14 protein-coding genes are annotated in these 18,446 nt (G+C 42.9%); 11 read left to right on the forward strand and 3 right to left on the reverse strand.

The genetic code is table 11. The features are described 5' to 3' along the window. Positions 1 to 212: 212 nt before the first annotated feature. On the reverse strand, positions 213 to 815 hold the full coding sequence (gene tesA, locus ACJAZP_RS18310; protein WP_415232189.1) for a multifunctional acyl-CoA thioesterase I/protease I/lysophospholipase L1: 603 nt from the start codon (positions 813 to 815) through the stop codon (positions 213 to 215). Between tesA and ACJAZP_RS18315 the strand changes: the two genes are divergently transcribed. Together ACJAZP_RS18315 and ACJAZP_RS18320 are read left to right on the forward strand one after the other, a co-directional pair. Further along, on the forward strand, positions 814 to 1,488 hold the full coding sequence (locus ACJAZP_RS18315) for an ABC transporter ATP-binding protein (protein ID WP_415232190.1): 675 nt from the start codon (positions 814 to 816) through the stop codon (positions 1,486 to 1,488). The two genes, tesA and ACJAZP_RS18315, sit on opposite strands and share 2 nt — an antisense overlap. Continuing rightward, complete coding sequence (locus ACJAZP_RS18320; protein ID WP_415232191.1) at positions 1,488 to 3,932, forward strand: ABC transporter permease; 2,445 nt, start codon at positions 1,488 to 1,490, stop codon at positions 3,930 to 3,932. The genes ACJAZP_RS18315 and ACJAZP_RS18320 overlap by 1 nt, the downstream gene beginning before the upstream one ends. Before the next feature lie 152 nt (positions 3,933 to 4,084). Here ACJAZP_RS18320 and ACJAZP_RS18325 read toward each other — a convergent pair whose 3' ends face one another. Further along, positions 4,085 to 4,303 carry a DUF2061 domain-containing protein gene (locus tag ACJAZP_RS18325; RefSeq protein WP_415232192.1) on the reverse strand — a complete coding sequence of 73 codons (219 nt, stop codon included), beginning with the start codon at positions 4,301 to 4,303 and terminating at the stop codon, positions 4,085 to 4,087. A 400-nt stretch (positions 4,304 to 4,703) separates the two neighbouring features. Between ACJAZP_RS18325 and ACJAZP_RS18330 the strand changes: the two genes are divergently transcribed. The 5 genes from ACJAZP_RS18330 to ACJAZP_RS18350 all read left to right on the forward strand — a co-directional run bounded on the left by ACJAZP_RS18330 (position 4,704) and on the right by ACJAZP_RS18350 (position 11,093). After that, positions 4,704 to 6,668 (forward strand): cation:proton antiporter, encoded by a 1,965-nt coding sequence (locus ACJAZP_RS18330; RefSeq protein ID WP_415232193.1) that lies wholly within the window; start codon positions 4,704 to 4,706, stop codon positions 6,666 to 6,668. Positions 6,669 to 6,880: 212 nt separating this feature from the next. Next, positions 6,881 to 8,140, forward strand: a complete 1,260-nt coding sequence (gene frsA / locus ACJAZP_RS18335) for an esterase FrsA (protein ID WP_415232194.1) — start codon at positions 6,881 to 6,883, stop codon at positions 8,138 to 8,140. 44 nt (positions 8,141 to 8,184) lie between these two features. Continuing rightward, the gene (gene crl, locus ACJAZP_RS18340) at positions 8,185 to 8,571 is read left to right on the forward strand and encodes a sigma factor-binding protein Crl (protein ID WP_415232195.1); all 387 of its coding nucleotides are present in this window, start codon (positions 8,185 to 8,187) and stop codon (positions 8,569 to 8,571) included. A 132-nt stretch (positions 8,572 to 8,703) separates the two neighbouring features. Continuing rightward, positions 8,704 to 9,813, forward strand: coding sequence for a glutamate 5-kinase (proB, locus tag ACJAZP_RS18345; protein ID WP_415232196.1), 1,110 nt, complete (start codon positions 8,704 to 8,706; stop codon positions 9,811 to 9,813). A 32-nt stretch (positions 9,814 to 9,845) separates the two neighbouring features. Beyond that, complete coding sequence (locus ACJAZP_RS18350; RefSeq protein ID WP_415232197.1) at positions 9,846 to 11,093, forward strand: glutamate-5-semialdehyde dehydrogenase; 1,248 nt, start codon at positions 9,846 to 9,848, stop codon at positions 11,091 to 11,093. A 126-nt stretch (positions 11,094 to 11,219) separates the two neighbouring features. Here ACJAZP_RS18350 and xseA read toward each other — a convergent pair whose 3' ends face one another. Continuing rightward, entirely contained in the window at positions 11,220 to 12,563 is a 1,344-nt protein-coding gene (gene xseA, locus ACJAZP_RS18355) for an exodeoxyribonuclease VII large subunit (protein ID WP_415232198.1), read from the reverse strand. A gap of 193 nt (positions 12,564 to 12,756) precedes the next feature. On the opposite strand from xseA, the gene guaB reads away from it, so the two are divergent. From guaB to ACJAZP_RS18375, 4 genes are all read left to right on the forward strand, one after another. Next, the gene (gene guaB / locus ACJAZP_RS18360) at positions 12,757 to 14,223 is read left to right on the forward strand and encodes an IMP dehydrogenase (RefSeq protein WP_415232199.1); all 1,467 of its coding nucleotides are present in this window, start codon (positions 12,757 to 12,759) and stop codon (positions 14,221 to 14,223) included. Between the two features lie 144 nt (positions 14,224 to 14,367). After that, on the forward strand, positions 14,368 to 15,948 hold the full coding sequence (guaA, locus tag ACJAZP_RS18365) for a glutamine-hydrolyzing GMP synthase (protein WP_415232200.1): 1,581 nt from the start codon (positions 14,368 to 14,370) through the stop codon (positions 15,946 to 15,948). Positions 15,949 to 16,052: 104 nt separating this feature from the next. Beyond that, complete coding sequence (ampD, locus tag ACJAZP_RS18370) at positions 16,053 to 16,598, forward strand: 1,6-anhydro-N-acetylmuramyl-L-alanine amidase AmpD (RefSeq protein WP_415232201.1); 546 nt, start codon at positions 16,053 to 16,055, stop codon at positions 16,596 to 16,598. Positions 16,599 to 17,120: 522 nt separating this feature from the next. Then, a complete protein-coding gene (locus ACJAZP_RS18375) occupies positions 17,121 to 18,353 on the forward strand; it encodes an amidase family protein (RefSeq protein ID WP_415232202.1) in 1,233 nt (410 codons plus the stop codon). Positions 18,354 to 18,446 lie beyond the last annotated feature (93 nt).

Here is an 18,446-nt window from a genome sequence, read left to right on the forward strand (position 1 = left end):
AGCTATCTGCTTTCAGCTATCTGCTTTCAGCTATCTGCTTTCAGCTATCTGCTTTCAGCTATCTGCTTTCAGCTATCTGCTTTCAGCTATCTGCTTTCAGCTATCTGCTTTCAGCTATCTGCTTTCAGCTATCTGCTTTCAGCTATCTGCTTTCAGCTATCTGCTTTCAGCTATCTGCTTTCAGCTATCTGCTTTCAACTATCTGCTTTCAACTATCGCAAATAGGGAGCCAATTGTTCGGCCATATATTGCGCTATCCAGGGTTGAGCATCGGCTGTCGGGTGTAATCCATCGTTCATCATCCATTGCGGCTTAAGGATCACCTGCTCCAGAAAAAAGGGAATTAATGGAGTACTGTATTTTTGACTTAATTGAGGATAAAGTGAACTAAATGCCTGACTGTAACGTTTACCGTAGTTGGGGGGGACTTGGATTTGCATCAAAATAGCATTGCCATTTTGATCTTTAATTAAGCTAATCATCTGCTCAAGATTGGCCTTTACCAATGACGGGGAGAAACCACGCAAACCATCATTTGCACCCAGTTCAATTAAGACGGATGTGGGTTTATGTAACGACAGTAATCCCGGCAGGCGGGCCAAGGCATTGTTGGTTGTATCGCCGGAAATACTGGCATTAACAACGGTAGTTGATTTATCCAGCGTGTGCAGTTCTGCACTTAACAAAGAAGGCCAACTCTGTTCAATCGGCATATTGTAACCGGCACTTAAACTGTCACCGAGAATGAGCAGTGTTTGACCGTTGGCTGCTGCACAAAAAAGCAGCGCGAAACACAAGGAAAATATTTTTGTCATGTCATTATCCATCATAAAAGCAATATCAGTGAGTAAATCCGTCGTTTCTAATGAAACACAATTATCTATTCTTAAAGATATCACATTTGAAGTATTTGCGGGTGAGACTGTGGCAATTGTTGGTACCTCTGGAGCGGGTAAATCAACATTAATGGCTTTACTGGCGGGATTGGATACTGTCAGCTCAGGTGAAATTGAATTACTGGGTCGACCTTTATCACAATTGGATGATGAACAGCGTGCTCAGATTCGCAGCGAATCTATCGGTTTTGTTTTCCAAAGTTTTTTGCTGATTCCATCATTAAACGCAGTCGAAAATGTGACCTTACCGGCGATTTTACGCGGAGAAGGTGAAAATACAGATAAAGCTAAGCAGTTACTGGCATCCGTTGGATTAACCGGTCGTGAGACCCATCTGCCTGCGCAGTTATCCGGCGGCGAGCAGCAGCGAGTGGCATTAGCAAGGGCATTTATGACTCAGCCCAAAATCCTGTTTGCCGATGAGCCGACCGGTAATCTAGATGAGCACACGGCGGAAAATATTATTAAACTTTTATTTGCAATGAACCGTGAACATGGCACAACGTTGGTATTAATCACCCATGACGCAAATTTAGCAAAACGCTGCAACCGCACTCTGTCTATTCACGCCGGCGAGTTGCAGGAGGTCTAATGAACAAAGGTAAAATGGCTTCTGGCCGGAAAATGGTATTACGCTGGAGCTGGCGTGAAATCTGGCAAGGGCAATTGTGGCCGGTGATGGTCGCGCTGACTTTGATCGTTGCCTGCGTGGTTGCGCTATCCGCATTGGCCATTCGTGTTGAAAAAGTCATGACCGATAATGGCCGTTCGATGCTTGCCGCCGATCTGGTTTTCTCTTCCGCGAACCCAACCCCTGAACTAATATTGACTGAGGCTGAGCAACTCGGTTTAACTACCTCGAATCAAATTCGTTTTCAAACCATGGCATTTAATACCAGCAGCACTAACAGCAGTATGCAGTTAGTCAGCGTTAAAGCAGTGCAAAGCAGTTACCCGCTGCGAGGTGATCTGCTTTTAATCGGTTCGAATGGCGCCACTAAAGGCTCCCTGCAGCCCGGTGAGTTATGGCTTGCGGAACGTTTATTTTCTTTATTAGGGGTGAAAATTGGTGATCAGCTTGCCATTGGTGATTTGGAGTTAAAGGTTTCCGGGAAAATAGCGTCGGAGCCAGAACTTGCCTATAACCCCTTTCGCACTATGCCCACTGTGTTTATTCATCAAGCGGACCTGGGTAAAACCGGTGCGATCCAATTAGGCAGCCGAGTACAATATAGGACTTTTTTTAAGGGCAATGATAATGCCCTTAAGCAGCTCCAGAAAAATCACCCCTTACAAGCGGGTGAACGTTGGATCAGTGAGGAAAATCAGGGGCGCACAGCCGATTTAATCATAAAAGCGAAACAATACCTGTCCCTTACCATTTTAATGGTGATCTTAATGGCTGCGGTCACCTTAGTACTGACCTGCCAGCATTATGCGACCAGTCGGACCAGTACGGTGGCGATGTTAAAAAGTATGGGAGCCAGTAAACGCTGGTTGCGTCAGTGGTTATTAAGCCAGGTTACTTTGATGTTTGCGGCAGGTATTATTTTAGGCTCTCTGATTGGACTGGGGCTGGAACTGTTACTGCGTTTACCCTTAGCGGGTATTTTACCGGATCAATTGCCCAGCTATGGTTGGCAGCCTTTTGTTTTTGGCAGCGCGGTTGCGTTGTTGATCGGTTTGCCTGCATTAGGCATACCGCTGATAAGGTTGTTGGATACATCGGCTATTGCGGTATTACAGGCTCAGGCTGTAAAAAATTCTAAAAAAGGGCTGTGGTTAATTGCCGTGCCTGCTGCTGCATTTTTACTGATTTACGGTACTAATACCTTAGTGTGGATGGTTTTTGGCGGATTAATTATACTCTTTGTGGTGCTCGCCACTGTCAGTTATGTTTTATTACATCTTCTCAGTAAAGCTAAGTGGGGGCCGGCAATGTCTCTGGCCTTAAGTCGCATTAAACGCTCCGCAAAAAGTACTATGATGCAGCTTGCCGCATTGTCGGGATCGCTGATGCTGGTGGCGGTGATCTGGTTGGTAAGAACCGACTTATTAGGCGATTGGCAGAATACCTTACCGGTCGATGCGCCTAATGTTTTTGCCATTAATATCGCGCCAACGGAGCAACAAGCATACCTTAAAAAATTAGATGATAATCAGGTCCAAAGATCTGCGGCTTACCCTATTATTCGTGGCCGCCTGGCAAAAATTAACGGAGAAGATGCAAAGAAATATGGCGATAATGGTGATGATAATATTCACGCCTTAAATCGTGAATTAAACTTTACCTGGGCAACCGAGCTACCCGATTATAATCCAGTGCTTGCCGGGCAATGGACAACGCAACAAGGGGTTTCTATTGAGCAAAGCTTAGCAACCGATTTAGGCATTAGGATTGGCGACGAATTGGGGTTTGTCGTTAATGGCCAGTCCTTCAGCGTACCGGTAAATTCAGTACGCGAAGTGGAATGGCAAAGTATGAAGCCGAATTTTTATCTTATCTTTACTCCCGATGTGGTTAAGAATCTGCCTGCCACCTGGTTAGTCAGTTTTCGTATTGACGATCGACAAATTCCCTTCCTGAATCAGCTTGGACGCGATTATCCAACGGTCAGTTTGTTAGATTTGCGCACTATGGGCGGCAAAATTCAAACTATTTTAGGGCAAATTACTTGGTCTCTCACGGTGCTCGCGGGCGTTGGCGTGCTCAGCGGACTATTACTGATCTTTACCTTATTACGTTTAAGCCTGAATCAGCGCCAACGTGAAATTACCTTATATCGCACACTCGGTGCGAGCAGGAAAAGAATCAGTCAAACCCTGTGGGGTGAATATGGCGTGATGGCCATTGCCGCGGGTTTGGTGGCCGTCGCAGGGGCCGAGTCGATTGTTTTTAGTTTGCTAAAATGGGGGTTTAAGCTGGAGCCGAGCTTACACCTTTTAATGTGGTTTACATTACCGGTTGTCGCCGTATTAGTGGTTTTCGCCAGCCTGAGCAGTGTTATTAAGCCGCTGTTAAAACCCCTGAAGTAAAAATTAAAGGATCAGTAGCGGACTGCCTCTATTGATCCTTTATTTATTGATAAGCCAAGTGTAGGAAAGTGTGAACAATAACTCGCATTGTTTTTAAGCCGCTTCGTTGCAGATGACTGTTGTTTATGTTTAATATTCTTATTCGTAGACAGTTAACAAACAGGATCGATGCTCGCCATTTTATTTTCTTCAGCCAGCTTTTCTGACTCTATTTTTTTCCACACTTTATCATGAAAGTAGAACACCACGGTATTAACCGCAGGCTCAACTAAGGCAACTGTCCCGCCGATTACTATGCTGCCGGTTAATAAATAAGTAACAGTAAAAGCGACTGAGAAATGTAATATTGCAAAAGTCATTGTTTTTTTCATTGGAGAGCCCTTTTGTTATTATTAAACACTCCTTAATGATAACGATTATCATTACCATTGTAAATGGGTGATAGAATAATTTTTTATTTTAAAACTATTATACAAATCAAATCCGTCTATTATAAAAATCCCCGATACATCTCCATCGATAGATCCTCATCGATAAATAGAAAATGCAGCAGTCAATAAAATTCATCGGATTCAAGTCGTTAAGAGAAGGGTTGGGCATTTTAAAGCTTGGGTTGATAGCAAAATACTTAGATTCAAATAATAACGGCTCTTTGATATTTACAAGCGCTAGCGCACAGCAATAAAACCGTTTTATTGCTGATTAGCTATACTTTAAAAATAAATTTTAGTTTACTTTGTCGGTTAAATTCATAGGGAGCTAACGGAAAAAGTGCTTAATGATCTGTTATTATTACTTTTTTTTGCAATTGTCAGCGTACTTATCTTTAAACGCCTGAGATTGTCGAATATTGTTGCCTACCTCTTTACCGGATTTATTCTGGGACCCTCGCTGCTTAATCTTCTTCATTCCTATCATGAAATAGAGCTGGTCGCCGAGTTTGGTATCGTTTTTTTAATGTTTTCACTGGGATTGGAGTTCTCACTCAACAAACTTATCAAAATGAGTCGCGCTGTTTTTGGCATTGGGGCACTGCAGGTTTCCACTTCATTTTTTCTCTTCTACTTGTTATGCCAATTTTTTGATCTCAGCTGGCAGCAGGCGTTTACCGTTGCCGGGGTATTAACCATGTCGTCAACGGCCATTATTGTTAAAGTATTAAGCGATCAACAGAGGTTACAATCCAGAACAGGTCGATTGGCAATCTCCATTCTTCTTTTCCAGGATCTTGCAGTGGTTCCCTTTTTAATTATTATCCCTATTATTGCCATGCCCGGACTTGAAGGTGAAATTGTGACCGCTTTGTCGCTTGCTTTTGTAAAAGGCGCGGTAGCGGTAGCGGTTATATTATCTGTCGGGCGGTGGTTATTGCCCAAGTTTTTTGATGAAATGGCGAGTCTGCGGTTTGATGAGATTTTTATTTTATCAACGCTGTTTGTGACTATCTTAGCCGCCTGGTTTACCCAATTACTGGGTTTGTCCATGGCATTAGGGGCTTTTTTGGCGGGTATGATGCTCGGCGAAAGTCATTATCGCCATCAGATTTCGGCCGACATCAGACCATTCAAAGATATTTTAATGGCCATTTTTTTTATCTCAATCGGCACGCTTTTACAGTATCAGGTATTAATCGATAATTTTGGTACCTTAATCTTAATCGTAATAGGAGTGATGCTGGCGAAAACCTTAACCATCACTTTAGCGGCGGTTATTATGAAAGAGAAATTGACAACAGCGCTGGGGACCGGCATTGCCTTGGCACAAATGGGTGAGTTTGGTTTTATATTGGTCGCATTGGCCAGTAAATATCAATTATTAGACGCGCAGTTATCCTCCCTGATTATTGCAACAGGGGTGATTAGCATGATGCTTACGCCGCTATTGGTAAGATACAGCAATAATATCTCCCGGGAATTCTTACACCATTCAGCCAAAGCTTTTCGTTTTCAAAAAACACTGCCCGGGCAATTTAATAAACACACTATTATTTGTGGTTATGGACGCGTCGGGCAAATTGTTTCGCGATTTTTAAAAAATGAATCGTTGCCCTTTATTGTCTTAGACAGAGATCCTATGCGGGTCAAAGAAGCTCGGGAAGGAGGGGAAATGATTGAATTTGGAGATGCCAGCCGCAGGGAAATATTATTACTTGCCGGTATTGAAAAAGCCAATTTACTTATTATAACTTTTGATGACCTACGCCGTTCAATGGCTTTGTTGGGTCAGATTAGGGCGCTAAATCCGAGCCTCAAAGTACTGGTGCGCACCAAGGATGATAGGGGGTTGGATCTATTAAAAGCGGCGGGTGCAACGGAGGTTATCCCCGAAGTGTTAGAGGGCAGTTTGATGCTGGTTGCACATGTATTGTTTTTATCCGGCGTGCCAAGTCGAAGAATTTTGCAGCGTTTAGAGCGTGAACGTAAAATTAAGTACCAGCATCTGCACGGTTTTTATTACGGACAAGATAGTCGGAGTGAGAAAAATGCATGGCATATCGAACAACTGCATGCCGTAACCTTGACTGCCGGCACTGAGCAAATAGGGAGTTATGTGCAGGAGTTTCAACTTGCCGGCGTTATTATCAAATCTCTGCATCGGGGAAATGGATCCGAGGTGAACATTTCTGAAAAAGTGCTTTTTGAAGTCGGTGATCTGGTTTTGCTGCAGGGAGATAAAGACAGGTTAGAACTTGCCGAGAAAATTTTACTTGGAAAGTGTTATGATGTTCCCGTTTAAACCTTAATATTTTACCACGCCTCTATAAGTGTTTGGGGAAAAGTGGCTTAGGTTGGTAACCAACGTGACCGCTACAAAAAATCTATAAAAACAAACGGAAAGAAAAATAGTCTTATTATTACTGTTTTTTATTACTGCTCATTTTTAACATGATTTATCCCTGATTTTACTTTATTCTTAAGCTAACGCTATTTTTCAAAACGAGTGCTTCTATGTCGGAAAATTTATCTGAAAAGCTGTTTACCCATAAATTAAATGTGCAGGAAACATCAACTATTATTGCTAACTCCGCCACTAAAAAAAACCATAAACAAAATAATGTGGTTATGGAGGGGGAAGAGCAGACGGGTTGGTATCGTTTATTAAAATTTATGCTGTGGTCCTGGCAAGGTTTAGACCTGATAGACTGTTATGAGGTGATCTCCCGTATTTCCGCATCAACGCATGCGCGTAGTGACAAAGAGGTATTGGACAGTGTCATCGGCTTTCACTCGGGCAATTGGAGCTATGAATGGACGCAAAAAGGCATGTTTTATTACAAACAGGGTAATAAATATGCCCAGCAGGACGACACTGAAAAGGCTAAAAAAGCATATTATTTAGCATCACAATTTTATAGCATTGCCGGTTATCCTCATTTAAAAGGTGATGAATTAAGCCTGCAGGCGCGAGTGTTAGCATTTAGCAACTACCGAGAGTCAGCAAAGTATAATAACAAGATGATTTTAAAAGAGATTAAAGTGCCATTTCAAGGTAAAGAGGTCACTTGTTATTTACATCTTCCAAATGATGACACTATCCACCCGGTAGTTATTATTAGCGGAGGACTCGATACCCTGCAGTGTGAATTATTACCTTTGTTTGAAAAGGAGCTTGCCCCGGCAGGCATTGCGATGCTCAGCGTCGACCTGCCTGGCATTGGTCTTTCCTCACATGTCAAACTGGAGCAAAACTCCTCCAATTTACATCAAGCCATTTGCCATTTTTTAAAAGAAGTGCCCTGGGTCGATCACGATCGTATTGCGTTGATGGGAATGCGCTTTGGCGGGAATGTTGCTGCTCGTTTGGCCTTTTTAGAGCCGAACTGCGTTAAATCTGTGGTCTGTGTTGGTGCTGCCGTAGGCAGTATCTTTGACAATTTCGATAATTTCAAAAGATTACCGCCAATGCTCTTAGATTGTCTTGCGTCACGTATGCAGATTAACAATTCCAGCGCCGAGCTGTTGTATAAGTTTTGTGTGCCACTTTCACTTATCAAACAGGGGTTGCTTGCACGGACGCGCATTAAAACCCCTCTGTTAAGTATTGGCCACAAAGATGATATAATTTGCAACCAGCAAGATCTAAAGTTGATTGCCCGTGCCAGTCGTGAAGGAGAGTCACACATTATTGATAAACCTCCCATATTTGAATCATATTTAAAATCTTTAAGTTATTCTGCCAAATGGTTAACAATACATCTGGCTGAGTAGGTGTAAAATAATTAAATATTTATCAACAATAGGAAGATATATTTATGACATTGGACGAAAGAAAAGGACCATCCCATGGCCGAATTATTAAACTGCTCACTGATTTAGGCCCTTATTTTCGTCGCCTTAATTCAACGGAATCCTCCTATTTTTTTGATTGTTTGGAAATTTGCCTGGATGATCAAAAACAGCCGGAAGAGAGGGAGTTTTTGGGCTGGTGGATGATTGTTACAAAAAATGAAGATAGTTTTCACTATGAACGCTTTAACGGTCATTACAATCTGAACGGAGATTGGGAGGCCGTCGCAATTCCTAAAAAGGATATGCAACAAATTGATAACTCTTTTGCGTTATTCATAGCGCGGTTGCAAGTCTTAATTGAAACTGAAACTCAGTTACCGTTAAATGATCGGGAAATAGTATGCTGCTAAGTTTAGGATAAGGCGGGAGGCATAAAAGCGATATTTACTATCCTCAATTGAATAATGTTATAATCATCAACAGTAACGCGTAGCGCGTTGCTGTTTTTTTCGTCCACGAAATTTTTAATAAACGAAACCAGCATGAAAATCAATAAAAAAACCATTGTAGTAAAATTAGGTACAAGTGTGCTTACCAGCGGTACGACCAAGTTAGATCGCTCACATATGGTTGAAATTGTACGTCAATGTGCCCTGTTGCATAAACAGGGACATCAAATTATTGTGGTCACCTCCGGCGCTATTGCTGCCGGTAAAGAGCATTTAGGGCTGCATAATATTGAACCCACCATAGCAAATAAACAGATGCTGGCAGCCGTGGGCCAGGGGCAATTAGTCCGTGAGTGGGAGAACCTGTTCAAAATATACGGGGTACATGTTGGGCAAATGCTCTTAACCCGTGCTGATTTAGATGATCGCCTGCGTTTTTTGAATGCGCGAGATACGATAAAAACGCTGTTGAAATACCGCATTATTCCGTTAGTTAATGAAAATGATGCGGTCTCTACTCGTGAAATTAAAGTAGGTGACAATGATAATCTGTCGGCATTTGTGGCTTTATTGGCAGATGCTGATCAGCTGATTTTATTAACCGATCAACTGGGTTTGTTTACCAGTGATCCGCGTAATAATCCCGATGCTCAGCTGATTCCCGAAATCCAAAAAATCACTCGGGAAATTCATAGTCTTGCAACCGGCAGTGTAAGCGGCCTGGGGACAGGCGGCATGGCGACGAAAATTGAATCTGCTATCATTGCCAATCGAGCGGGTATTGAAGTGGTCATTGCTTCGGGCCATAAAAAGGATGTGATCATCAATGCCGCTAATAATCAGTCCGTGGGCACGCGTTTCAGCTCTGAAAATAGCCGTTTAGAAGCGCGTAAAAACTGGATTTTTGCCGCGTCGCGCTGCAGTGGTAAAATTATTGTCGATGCGGGGGCGGAGAACGCTATTTTACACGGCGGCAGCAGTTTATTAGCAAAAGGTATTGTCGCAACAACCGATCATTTTTCACGCGGTTATGTTGTTAGTATTGTTAATCAGGCCGACCAGGAGTTGGCCCGGGGGGTGGTACGTTATAAAAAAGCCGATATAGAAAAAATTAAAGGGTTACATTCAGAGCAAATTGAAGCGGTATTAGGTTTTGAACATGGTCGGGTGGTTATTCACCGAGATGATTTAGTACTCTTATAAACGATAATTAATATTTGATTAAGGAAAAGTTGATGAATTTACAATCATTAGGTAAGTTAGCAAAAGAAGCAAGTTATGAACTTGCAATCACTGACAGTAAAACAAAGAATGCCGCGTTAGAAGCGATTGCTGTAGCGCTAGAGGCTAACCAGGATAAGATTGTTTCAGCCAATCAAGAAGATATTCAAGCGGGCAAAAAAGCGGGATTGACTGAAGCGTTATTAGATCGTCTGCTGCTTGACGAAGAGCGTTTAGCCGGCGTGGTCAGCGATCTGCGCAGTGTGATTAAATTAGACGATCCGGTTGGCGAAGAGTTTGATGGTAAGCTCCTTGAAAACGGTTTGAAACTATGTAAACGTCGTGTGCCTATTGGTGTGATCGGGGTGATTTATGAAGCGCGCCCGAATGTTACCATTGATATTGCAGTATTGAGTTTAAAAACCGGTAATGCCTGTATTTTACGTGGTGGTAAAGAAACGATTCGCTCTAATATCGTTCTGGTGGAAGTGATTCAAGGGGCTTTAAAATCCGTTGGTTTACCGACAACGTCAGTGCAGTATATTAACAGCACAGATCGCGCTTTAGTGGGCGAGCTTTTAAAAATGGATCAATACGTGGATATGATCATTCCGCGCGGTAATGCCGGCCTGCAAAAATTCTGTAAAGAAAACAGTACTATTCCGGTGATCGTTGGCGGTATTGGTGTCTGTCACCTGTTTGCTGATAAAAGTGTTGATCAGGAAAAAGCATTAGCTATTATTGCCAATGCTAAAGTACAAAGACCGACAGTGTGTAATGCACTGGAGACACTTTTAGTCCATCAGGATATTGCCGATAAATTTTTACCTAAACTGTATGCTCACCTTGCCCCTATGGGCGTGACGCTGATTGCAGAAGAAAAAGCTAAAGCCATTTTAGGTGATAACGCGACGCTTGCCGAAGCTGGTGATTTCTCACGTGAATGGTTATGTTTAAATCTAGGCGTTAAAGTAGTTGCCGATTTCAATGAGGCGGTTGCGCATATTCGCGACCATAGTTCTGGCCATTCCGACGGTATCTTAACTAATGATTTTACTATTGCGAATAAGTTTATCAATGTAGTCAATTCTGCTGCTGTTTATATTAATGCGAGCACTCGTTTTACCGATGGCAGTCAATTCGGATTAGGAGCAGAAGTCGCCGTTTCAACGCAAAAACTGCATGCGCGCGGTCCGATGGGATTACAAGAACTGACCACCTACAAGTGGATTGGTATTGGTGAAAACTTAGTTCGTCCTTAACTAATTGATTATCCGGCAATCGCTAAGACTGTTATACAGAGTCAATAGCGATTGCCGGTAATCGCAAATAACAGCTTTCAGTTGTCAGCTCACATCTCACAGCTTTACAACTCGCATCTCGTAGCCTTACAGCTCGTCGCCTAGCACTTGAGCCTTAAATTCCCCCTTATCTAAACGTACCGCTATTTTATCCCCGGGTTGCAGCATAGCCGCATCGGTGGTTATTTTGCCATGCTTATCTTTTACTATCGCATAACCGCGAGCCAGTGTTGCCAGCGGACTTATTGCATTGAGTTGACTGCTCTTATTTTGTAATAAAGTCATTTTCTGATTGAGTGTTACCTGCATTGCATGTTCTAAACGGTGCTGAAGTTGTTGCTGTTTTTGTGTTTCTACAGAAATTATCTTTTCCGGACTGTGTTGAAATAAACCACTCTGCAGTCTTTGCAGATCCTGTTTACCTTGATTCATGGTTGCCTGAAAAGCATGCTGTAAGCGCAGACTGAGTTCATCTAACTGTAAGGTCTGTTGCTGGAGCTTATGCTTAGGATGCAGATTGAGTAATTTTTCTCTGAGTAAAGCATGTTGATGTGATTTTAGCTGCAGGCGCGCCAGAATGGCCTGCTTGATGCGGGTGGTTAAGGTATTCAATTGGGTTTGGTGAAAGGCTTTATTCTGACTGACCAGTTCAGCCGCTGCTGACGGGGTTGCGGCGCGCAAATCGGCGACAAAATCAGCAATAGTGACATCAATTTCATGGCCAACGGCGCTGATAATAGGTAACTGACTGTTATATATTGCATAAGCCACCACCTCTTCATTAAAACACCATAAATCTTCCAGTGAACCGCCGCCGCGCCCGACAATTAATAAATCACATTCATTGCGGGCATTGGCTAACTGAATTTGCGCTGCAACCGATGCTGCACTGCTCGCACCCTGAACTAAAGACGGGTAGATGATCACCTGCAGGCGAGGATCGCGACGTTTTAAAATACTGAGAATATCATGCACTGCGGCCCCCGTTGATGAGGTGATGATACCAATGCGTTTGATTAACTGCGGCAGGGGTTTTTTGTGACTTTCAGAAAATAAACCTTCGGCGGCTAATTTAAACTTTAATTCTTCAAATTGTTGTTTTAATAAACCATCCCCTTCCGGTGCCATGCTTTCAACAATCAGCTGGTAGTCACCGCGTGCTTCATAAAGGCTGAGTTTGGCGCGCACTAAAACCTGCTGGCCATGTTTGGGGGTAAAACCGCTGCGCTGATTATTTCCTCTAAACATCGCACAACGCACCTGCGCACTGTGATCTTTCAGAGTGAAGTACCAATGCCCGGAAACCGCAATAGTGAGATTGGAAATTTCGCCCGATAACCAAATGACACCCAATCCTGTTTCCAGAAGCGCTTTTGCCGCGCGATTGAGGGAACTGACGCTGTAAATATTTTTATTGTTAGAAATGTTCATGGTTTATCGCTATGGGTTAACCGTAAAAATTAATTTAGATTCTAACAGTTACGTGGAATGATAAAAAGAGTTGCCCTTAAGGTGATTTTTTAATTGTACTTAGCTCACAGAACGATTAAAATCCCATCGCAATATCATACTCAGTTATTTGAGTATATTGAATAACCCTCCCAACTATAAGTGAGATATTGCAATGCTACGAATTGTCAAAGACGCATTAACATTTGATGATGTACTCTTAGTACCCAGTCATTCGACTGTACTGCCAAATACTGCCGACCTAAAAACTAAACTAACGCCAAATATCTCGTTAAATATCCCTGTTGTTTCAGCAGCTATGGATACTGTTACTGAGTCTCGTTTTGCGATTGCTTTAGCTCAAGAGGGCGGCATCGGTTTTATCCATAAAAACATGTCAATTGAATTACAGGCTGAAGAAGTTCGTTTGGTAAAAATTCATGAAAGTGGTGTGGTTGCAAACCCAATTACGGTTTCTCCCAATACAACACTGGCAGAAATTAAAGAATTAACCATTAAACATGGCTTTGCAGGTTATCCTGTTGTTGAAGACTCGGGCGAGTTAATCGGGATTATTACCGGTCGTGATGTTTTATTTGAAACCGATTTAAGTAAATTGGTTTCTGCTGTTATGACGGGTAAAGCGGATCTTGTTACTGCAAAACCAAATACTCCGCGTGATGAAATTGAAAAATTAATGCACGCCCACCGCATCGAAAAAGTATTATTAACCGATGATAACTTCAAACTTTGCGGCATGATCACGGTAAAAGATTTCCGTAAAGCCGAACAGAAACCTAATGCCTGTAAAGATCAATTCGGTCGTTTACGCGTAGGCGCTGCAGTGGGTGCCGGTGCGGGTAATGAAGAACGCGTTGCAGCATTAGTTGAAGCGGGTGTGGACGTACTGTTAATTGACTCTTCACACGGTCATTCTCAAGGTGTTTTAGATCGTATTAAAGCCACCCGTCTGGCTTTTCCTGATTTAGATATCATTGGCGGCAATGTGGCAACGGGAGACGGGGCTTTGGCCTTGGTTGAAGCGGGTTGTAGTTCGGTTAAGGTTGGCATCGGCCCTGGTTCAATCTGCACAACACGTATCGTTACCGGTGTTGGTGTACCGCAAATTACGGCTATTTCAGATGCTGTTGCGGCGCTTGAGGGTACCGGCGTACCGGTTATCGCCGACGGTGGAATTCGTTTCTCCGGTGACATCGCCAAAGCATTAGCTGCTGGTGCATCATGTGTCATGGTCGGCAGTATGTTTGCCGGTACTGAAGAGTCTCCCGGTGAGATCATTTTGTATCAGGGACGTTCATACAAATCATACCGTGGTATGGGATCCGTGGCTGCTATGTCACAGGGTTCATCGGATCGTTACTTCCAGTCCGATAATGCAGCGGACAAATTAGTCCCTGAAGGTATTGAAGGACGTGTTGCTTATAAAGGCAAAGTAAAAGAGATTATTCATCAGCAGATGGGCGGCGTACGTTCTTCTATGGGTCTTACCGGTTGTGCCACTATTCATGATATGAATACTAAAGCGATGTTTGTTAAAATCACCAGTGCTGGTATGGGTGAAAGCCACGTGCACGATGTTGCTATTACTAAAGAAGCACCAAACTACCGTACCGGTGGTTAATCGCTTTTTAAGTTATTCCCCCCTGCAGAAGAGCAATCTCCGCAGGGGGGAATTATCAGCAGTTACTGTTCATGACAGATAACTGAAGAATTATTACGGAGACGGTTTTTACCGTCTTTATTTTTTATAAAAAGGGACCATCCAATGAACAAAAACATTCATGAACAGCGAATTCTGATTTTAGATTTCGGTTCTCAGTACACCCAATTAATCGCGCGTCGTATCCGTGAAATAGGTGTTTACTGCGAACTTTGGAGCTGGGATGTTGATGAGCAGGATATTAAAGATTTTAATCCTAACGGTATTATTTTAGCGGGCGGTCCTGAAAGCGTTATTGCGGAGGGTTCTCCCCGTGCACCTGAATATGTTTTTACTGCGGGTATCCCGGTATTAGGCATCTGTTACGGTATGCAGACTATGTCGGCGCAACTCGGCGGGGCGGTTATTAAAGGTGAAGGCGAAGGCGAATTCGGTTACGCACAGATTGAAGTACAAGCCGCTTCTGGACTATTTAAACTGATTGAAGATGCGGTTGCAGCAAATGGCAATGCGCTATTAGATGTGTGGATGAGTCACGGTGATAAAGTGTCAGCGATTCCAGAGGGTTTTGTCACTATTGCCAATACCGCTACCTGTCAGTTTGCTGCTATTGCCAATGAAGAAAAACAGTTTTACGGCGTACAGTTTCATCCTGAAGTGACTCATACTCGCCAGGGTGAACGTATGTTACGTCACTTTGTCGTGGATATTTGCGGCTGTGAAACGCTCTGGACGCCAAGTTCAATCATCGAAGATGCCGTTGCCCGTATGAAAGCGCAGATTGGCGATGATGAAGTTATTCTTGGTCTTTCCGGCGGTGTTGATTCATCTGTTGTGGCGATGTTATTACAACGTGCGATTGGTGATAAACTGACCTGTGTATTTGTTGATAACGGTTTGCTGCGTTTAAATGAAGGTCAGCAGGTGATGGATATGTTTGGTGATCACTTCGGATTGAAAATTGAGCATGTAAATGCTGAACATCGATTCTTGGAGCAGATGGCCGGCGAAAGCGATCCGGAAGCAAAACGTAAAATCATTGGCCGTGTCTTTGTTGAAATCTTTGATGAAGAATCTAAAAAGCTTAAAAATGCCAAATGGTTAGCGCAGGGCACTATCTACCCTGACGTTATCGAATCGGCAGGCTCTAAAACCGGTAAAGCACATGTTATTAAATCTCACCATAATGTCGGCGGATTACCCGATGATATGGAAATGGGCCTGGTTGAACCACTGCGTGAACTGTTTAAAGATGAAGTGCGTAAAATCGGCTTAGAGTTAGGGCTGCCCTATGAGATGCTTTACCGTCATCCTTTCCCGGGTCCGGGTCTAGGAGTACGGGTACTGGGTGAAGTGAAGAAAGAGTACTGTGATCTGCTGCGCCGTGCCGATGCTATCTTCATTGAAGAGTTACATAAAGCTGAGCTTTACCATAAAGTCAGTCAGGCATTTGTGGTCTTCCTGCCGGTACGATCCGTGGGTGTGATGGGTGATTGCCGCAAATACGATTGGGTTGTGTCACTGCGTTGTGTGGAAACCATCGACTTTATGACCGCGCGTTGGTCACATCTTCCTTATGATTTAATCGGTCATGTATCAAACCGTATCATCAATGAAATTGATGGTATTTCCCGTGTAGTGTACGATGTTTCAGGTAAACCGCCTGCAACCATCGAGTGGGAATAATAATTTAAATAATTATTAACGGAAGGCGCTTTTAGCGCCTTTTTTATTGTCTGTGATTCAGCCGTCAGCTCGAAGCCGTCAGCTTTTTTTAAGGAGCATTAATTGTGATTAATCAACTCGGCTTTTATCAAAATGCCAGACAGATAACCAGTCCCTTTTGTAATCAAAGACCTGCAGGGATTGAGATCAGCTTATTAGTTATTCATTGTATCAGTCTGCCCGAAGGTTGTTACGGCGGCACGGAAATTGAGTCTTTATTTAGCGGCTGTTTAGATTGCCAGGCTCACCCTGATTTTAACGTTCTTGAAGGGCTTGAAGTTTCGGCGCACTGTGTGATTCGCCGCGATGGTGAGATTGAGCAATATGTGCCCTTTGAAAAACGCGCCTGGCATGCCGGAGTATCCAGCTTTGCAGAGGTCGCTCAATGCAATGATTACTCCATTGGTATTGAGCTTGAAGGGACAGATAAAAGCGCCTATACAGAGGATCAATATCAAGCACTTGCAATCTTGACCCAACAAATACAACAACGTTATCGGGCCATCAGTAAACAACGTATCGTCGCCCATAGCGAGATAGCACCGGGCAGGAAAACCGATCCCGGCGATGGATTTGACTGGGTATATTATTTAAGCCTGTTAACGGATTAAATCTTTATTCCAAGATTGCCGTATTTTGGCGCGAAGACTGTCATCTTAGAGTCGTTGAATTTTGTTATAATCGATATCGCGGAGACTGCAGAGATCTTCGAGACTGTCGACTTGGGTTGTTTGTGCACCTGACGACTATTGCTCCGCACCGTAATGGTGCAACATGATCATTGCGCTACTGACTATCAATAAAGCAAGTGTCGATCACTGAAGTCATTCTTTGCATAAAAATTATAAAAATTAAGTAAACGCATTACAGATTCAGCAGTTAAACACAAAGAAGCATTTAATTCCTGCCAATATTTTAATGAAGACAAATTGGCGTGTTAAATGCATATTGTTTTTATTCTGATTAATTTCAACGAATAAAAAATGTCTTAATTATTTATTTTGTTGTGTGAATCTTCGTCTTAAAGTAGTTTGGGTATAATACAAAACAGTTGTGTCGTCAGAGCAACTTCTATTTTCTATCAAAGAGACGAATAACAGTCTTAAATTTTCAACTATTAGGTAAGGTCAATTATGGATACAAGTGTTTATTGTCGACAAGGGCCTAAAAGCATTCCGGCAATCAAGATCCGCGGTGTACTCTCAGGTTACCGCTTTGTCTTTAAGGATCTGTTTGATGTCAAAGGTTATGTGACAGGCGCGGGAAATCCAACTTGGTTAAAGAGTCATCAGCCTGCGATTCAAACCTCCCCTATTATTACGCAATTATTAAAGCAGGGGGCATATTGCTCCGGTCGAGTACAAACATCTGAATTAGCTTACGGTTTTGATGGTGTTAATGCCCACTATGGTACAGCCATCAACTCCTTAGCACCGAAATGCCAGTCGGGTGGTTCATCAAGCTGCTCTGCAGCGATCATTAGCGGTGATAGTGATTTTGCTTTAGGGATTGATACCGCCGGTGAAATTCGAATATCAGCAAGTTACTGCGGACTTTTTGGATTAAGGGCAACTTATTCTGCATTGCCGCTGGAGCATAGCTTTTCGTTGGCAAAAAGTTTTGATACGGCAAGTATTCTCAGCCGTAATATCAGTGTGATGGACAATGTGGTTACGGCTTTATTCCCTGAACAATCACCCGTGGAACAATTTGAAGACGCTTTTATTTTTGTCGAAAAAAGTGTTTTAGCATTGATGGATCCTCAAGTAAAAGAAGAGTTAACTAACAAATTAAATAAACTGGCGCGTAATCGTTATGTTGTCTCAACCGATTCGCTACTTGATATTTGTACCGTCAGTTTTGAAGAGCTAGGGGAGTGGTTTAGCATTATTCAAGGATACGAGTTGATTCAAGAGCATCGTGTGTGGCTGGAAGAACATCAAACCTCTGTCGCTAAGGATGTCTCCAGACGCATTGATCAATCAAAAAATATTACCAAAGTTAAGTACGCTGAAGCGAAACTAAAAGCGGCTAACTTTAGTACTTTGTTTATTTATTTATTAAAGAGCAAGGGCGGTTGGTTATGTCTTCCAACAACACCCGGGTTACCACCCGAGCTGAAAAAATCATTTAATTCATTAACTTGTTATCGTAAAGGTTTACTGGGTATGACAGCGCTGGCGAGTTTATGCGGTTTGCCCCAGTTGCATTTACCCTTAGGTAAAATCAATGGAAAACCCTACGGCCTGTCCTTGATTGGTCTGCCTAATAGTGAAAAAAGACTGATAAAACAGGGGCAATATCTGCTCCAAAGCCTGGCTGTCAATGAAGGAGGCAGATTCAACGTTGAAGTGCATAACCGCTAAGCAGCTATAGCCACCATGTGTTCAGCCATTAATGTGGCTGGTGTTTTGTAATTTAGTTTCCTTCTTGGTCTATCATTGAGCTTCACTATTACA

The organism is Psychromonas sp., from assembly GCF_047632955.1.
In the GTDB taxonomy this organism is placed as follows: domain Bacteria; phylum Pseudomonadota; class Gammaproteobacteria; order Enterobacterales; family Psychromonadaceae; genus Psychromonas.

Coding starts and splice junctions, on each gene's coding strand:
- ACJAZP_RS18320 (WP_415232191.1), top strand. CDS start 1,488: ATGAACAAAGGTAAAATGGCTTCTGGCCGGAAAATGGTATTACGCTGG.
- proB (WP_415232196.1), top strand. CDS start 8,704: ATGAAAATCAATAAAAAAACCATTGTAGTAAAATTAGGTACAAGTGTG.
- guaB (WP_415232199.1), top strand. CDS start 12,757: ATGCTACGAATTGTCAAAGACGCATTAACATTTGATGATGTACTCTTA.
- xseA (WP_415232198.1), bottom strand. CDS start 12,563: ATGAACATTTCTAACAATAAAAATATTTACAGCGTCAGTTCCCTCAAT.
- frsA (WP_415232194.1), top strand. CDS start 6,881: ATGTCGGAAAATTTATCTGAAAAGCTGTTTACCCATAAATTAAATGTG.
- crl (WP_415232195.1), top strand. CDS start 8,185: ATGACATTGGACGAAAGAAAAGGACCATCCCATGGCCGAATTATTAAA.
- ACJAZP_RS18350 (WP_415232197.1), top strand. CDS start 9,846: ATGAATTTACAATCATTAGGTAAGTTAGCAAAAGAAGCAAGTTATGAA.
- tesA (WP_415232189.1), bottom strand. CDS start 815: ATGACAAAAATATTTTCCTTGTGTTTCGCGCTGCTTTTTTGTGCAGCA.
- ACJAZP_RS18325 (WP_415232192.1), bottom strand. CDS start 4,303: ATGAAAAAAACAATGACTTTTGCAATATTACATTTCTCAGTCGCTTTT.
- ACJAZP_RS18375 (WP_415232202.1), top strand. CDS start 17,121: ATGGATACAAGTGTTTATTGTCGACAAGGGCCTAAAAGCATTCCGGCA.
- ACJAZP_RS18315 (WP_415232190.1), top strand. CDS start 814: ATGTCATTATCCATCATAAAAGCAATATCAGTGAGTAAATCCGTCGTT.
- guaA (WP_415232200.1), top strand. CDS start 14,368: ATGAACAAAAACATTCATGAACAGCGAATTCTGATTTTAGATTTCGGT.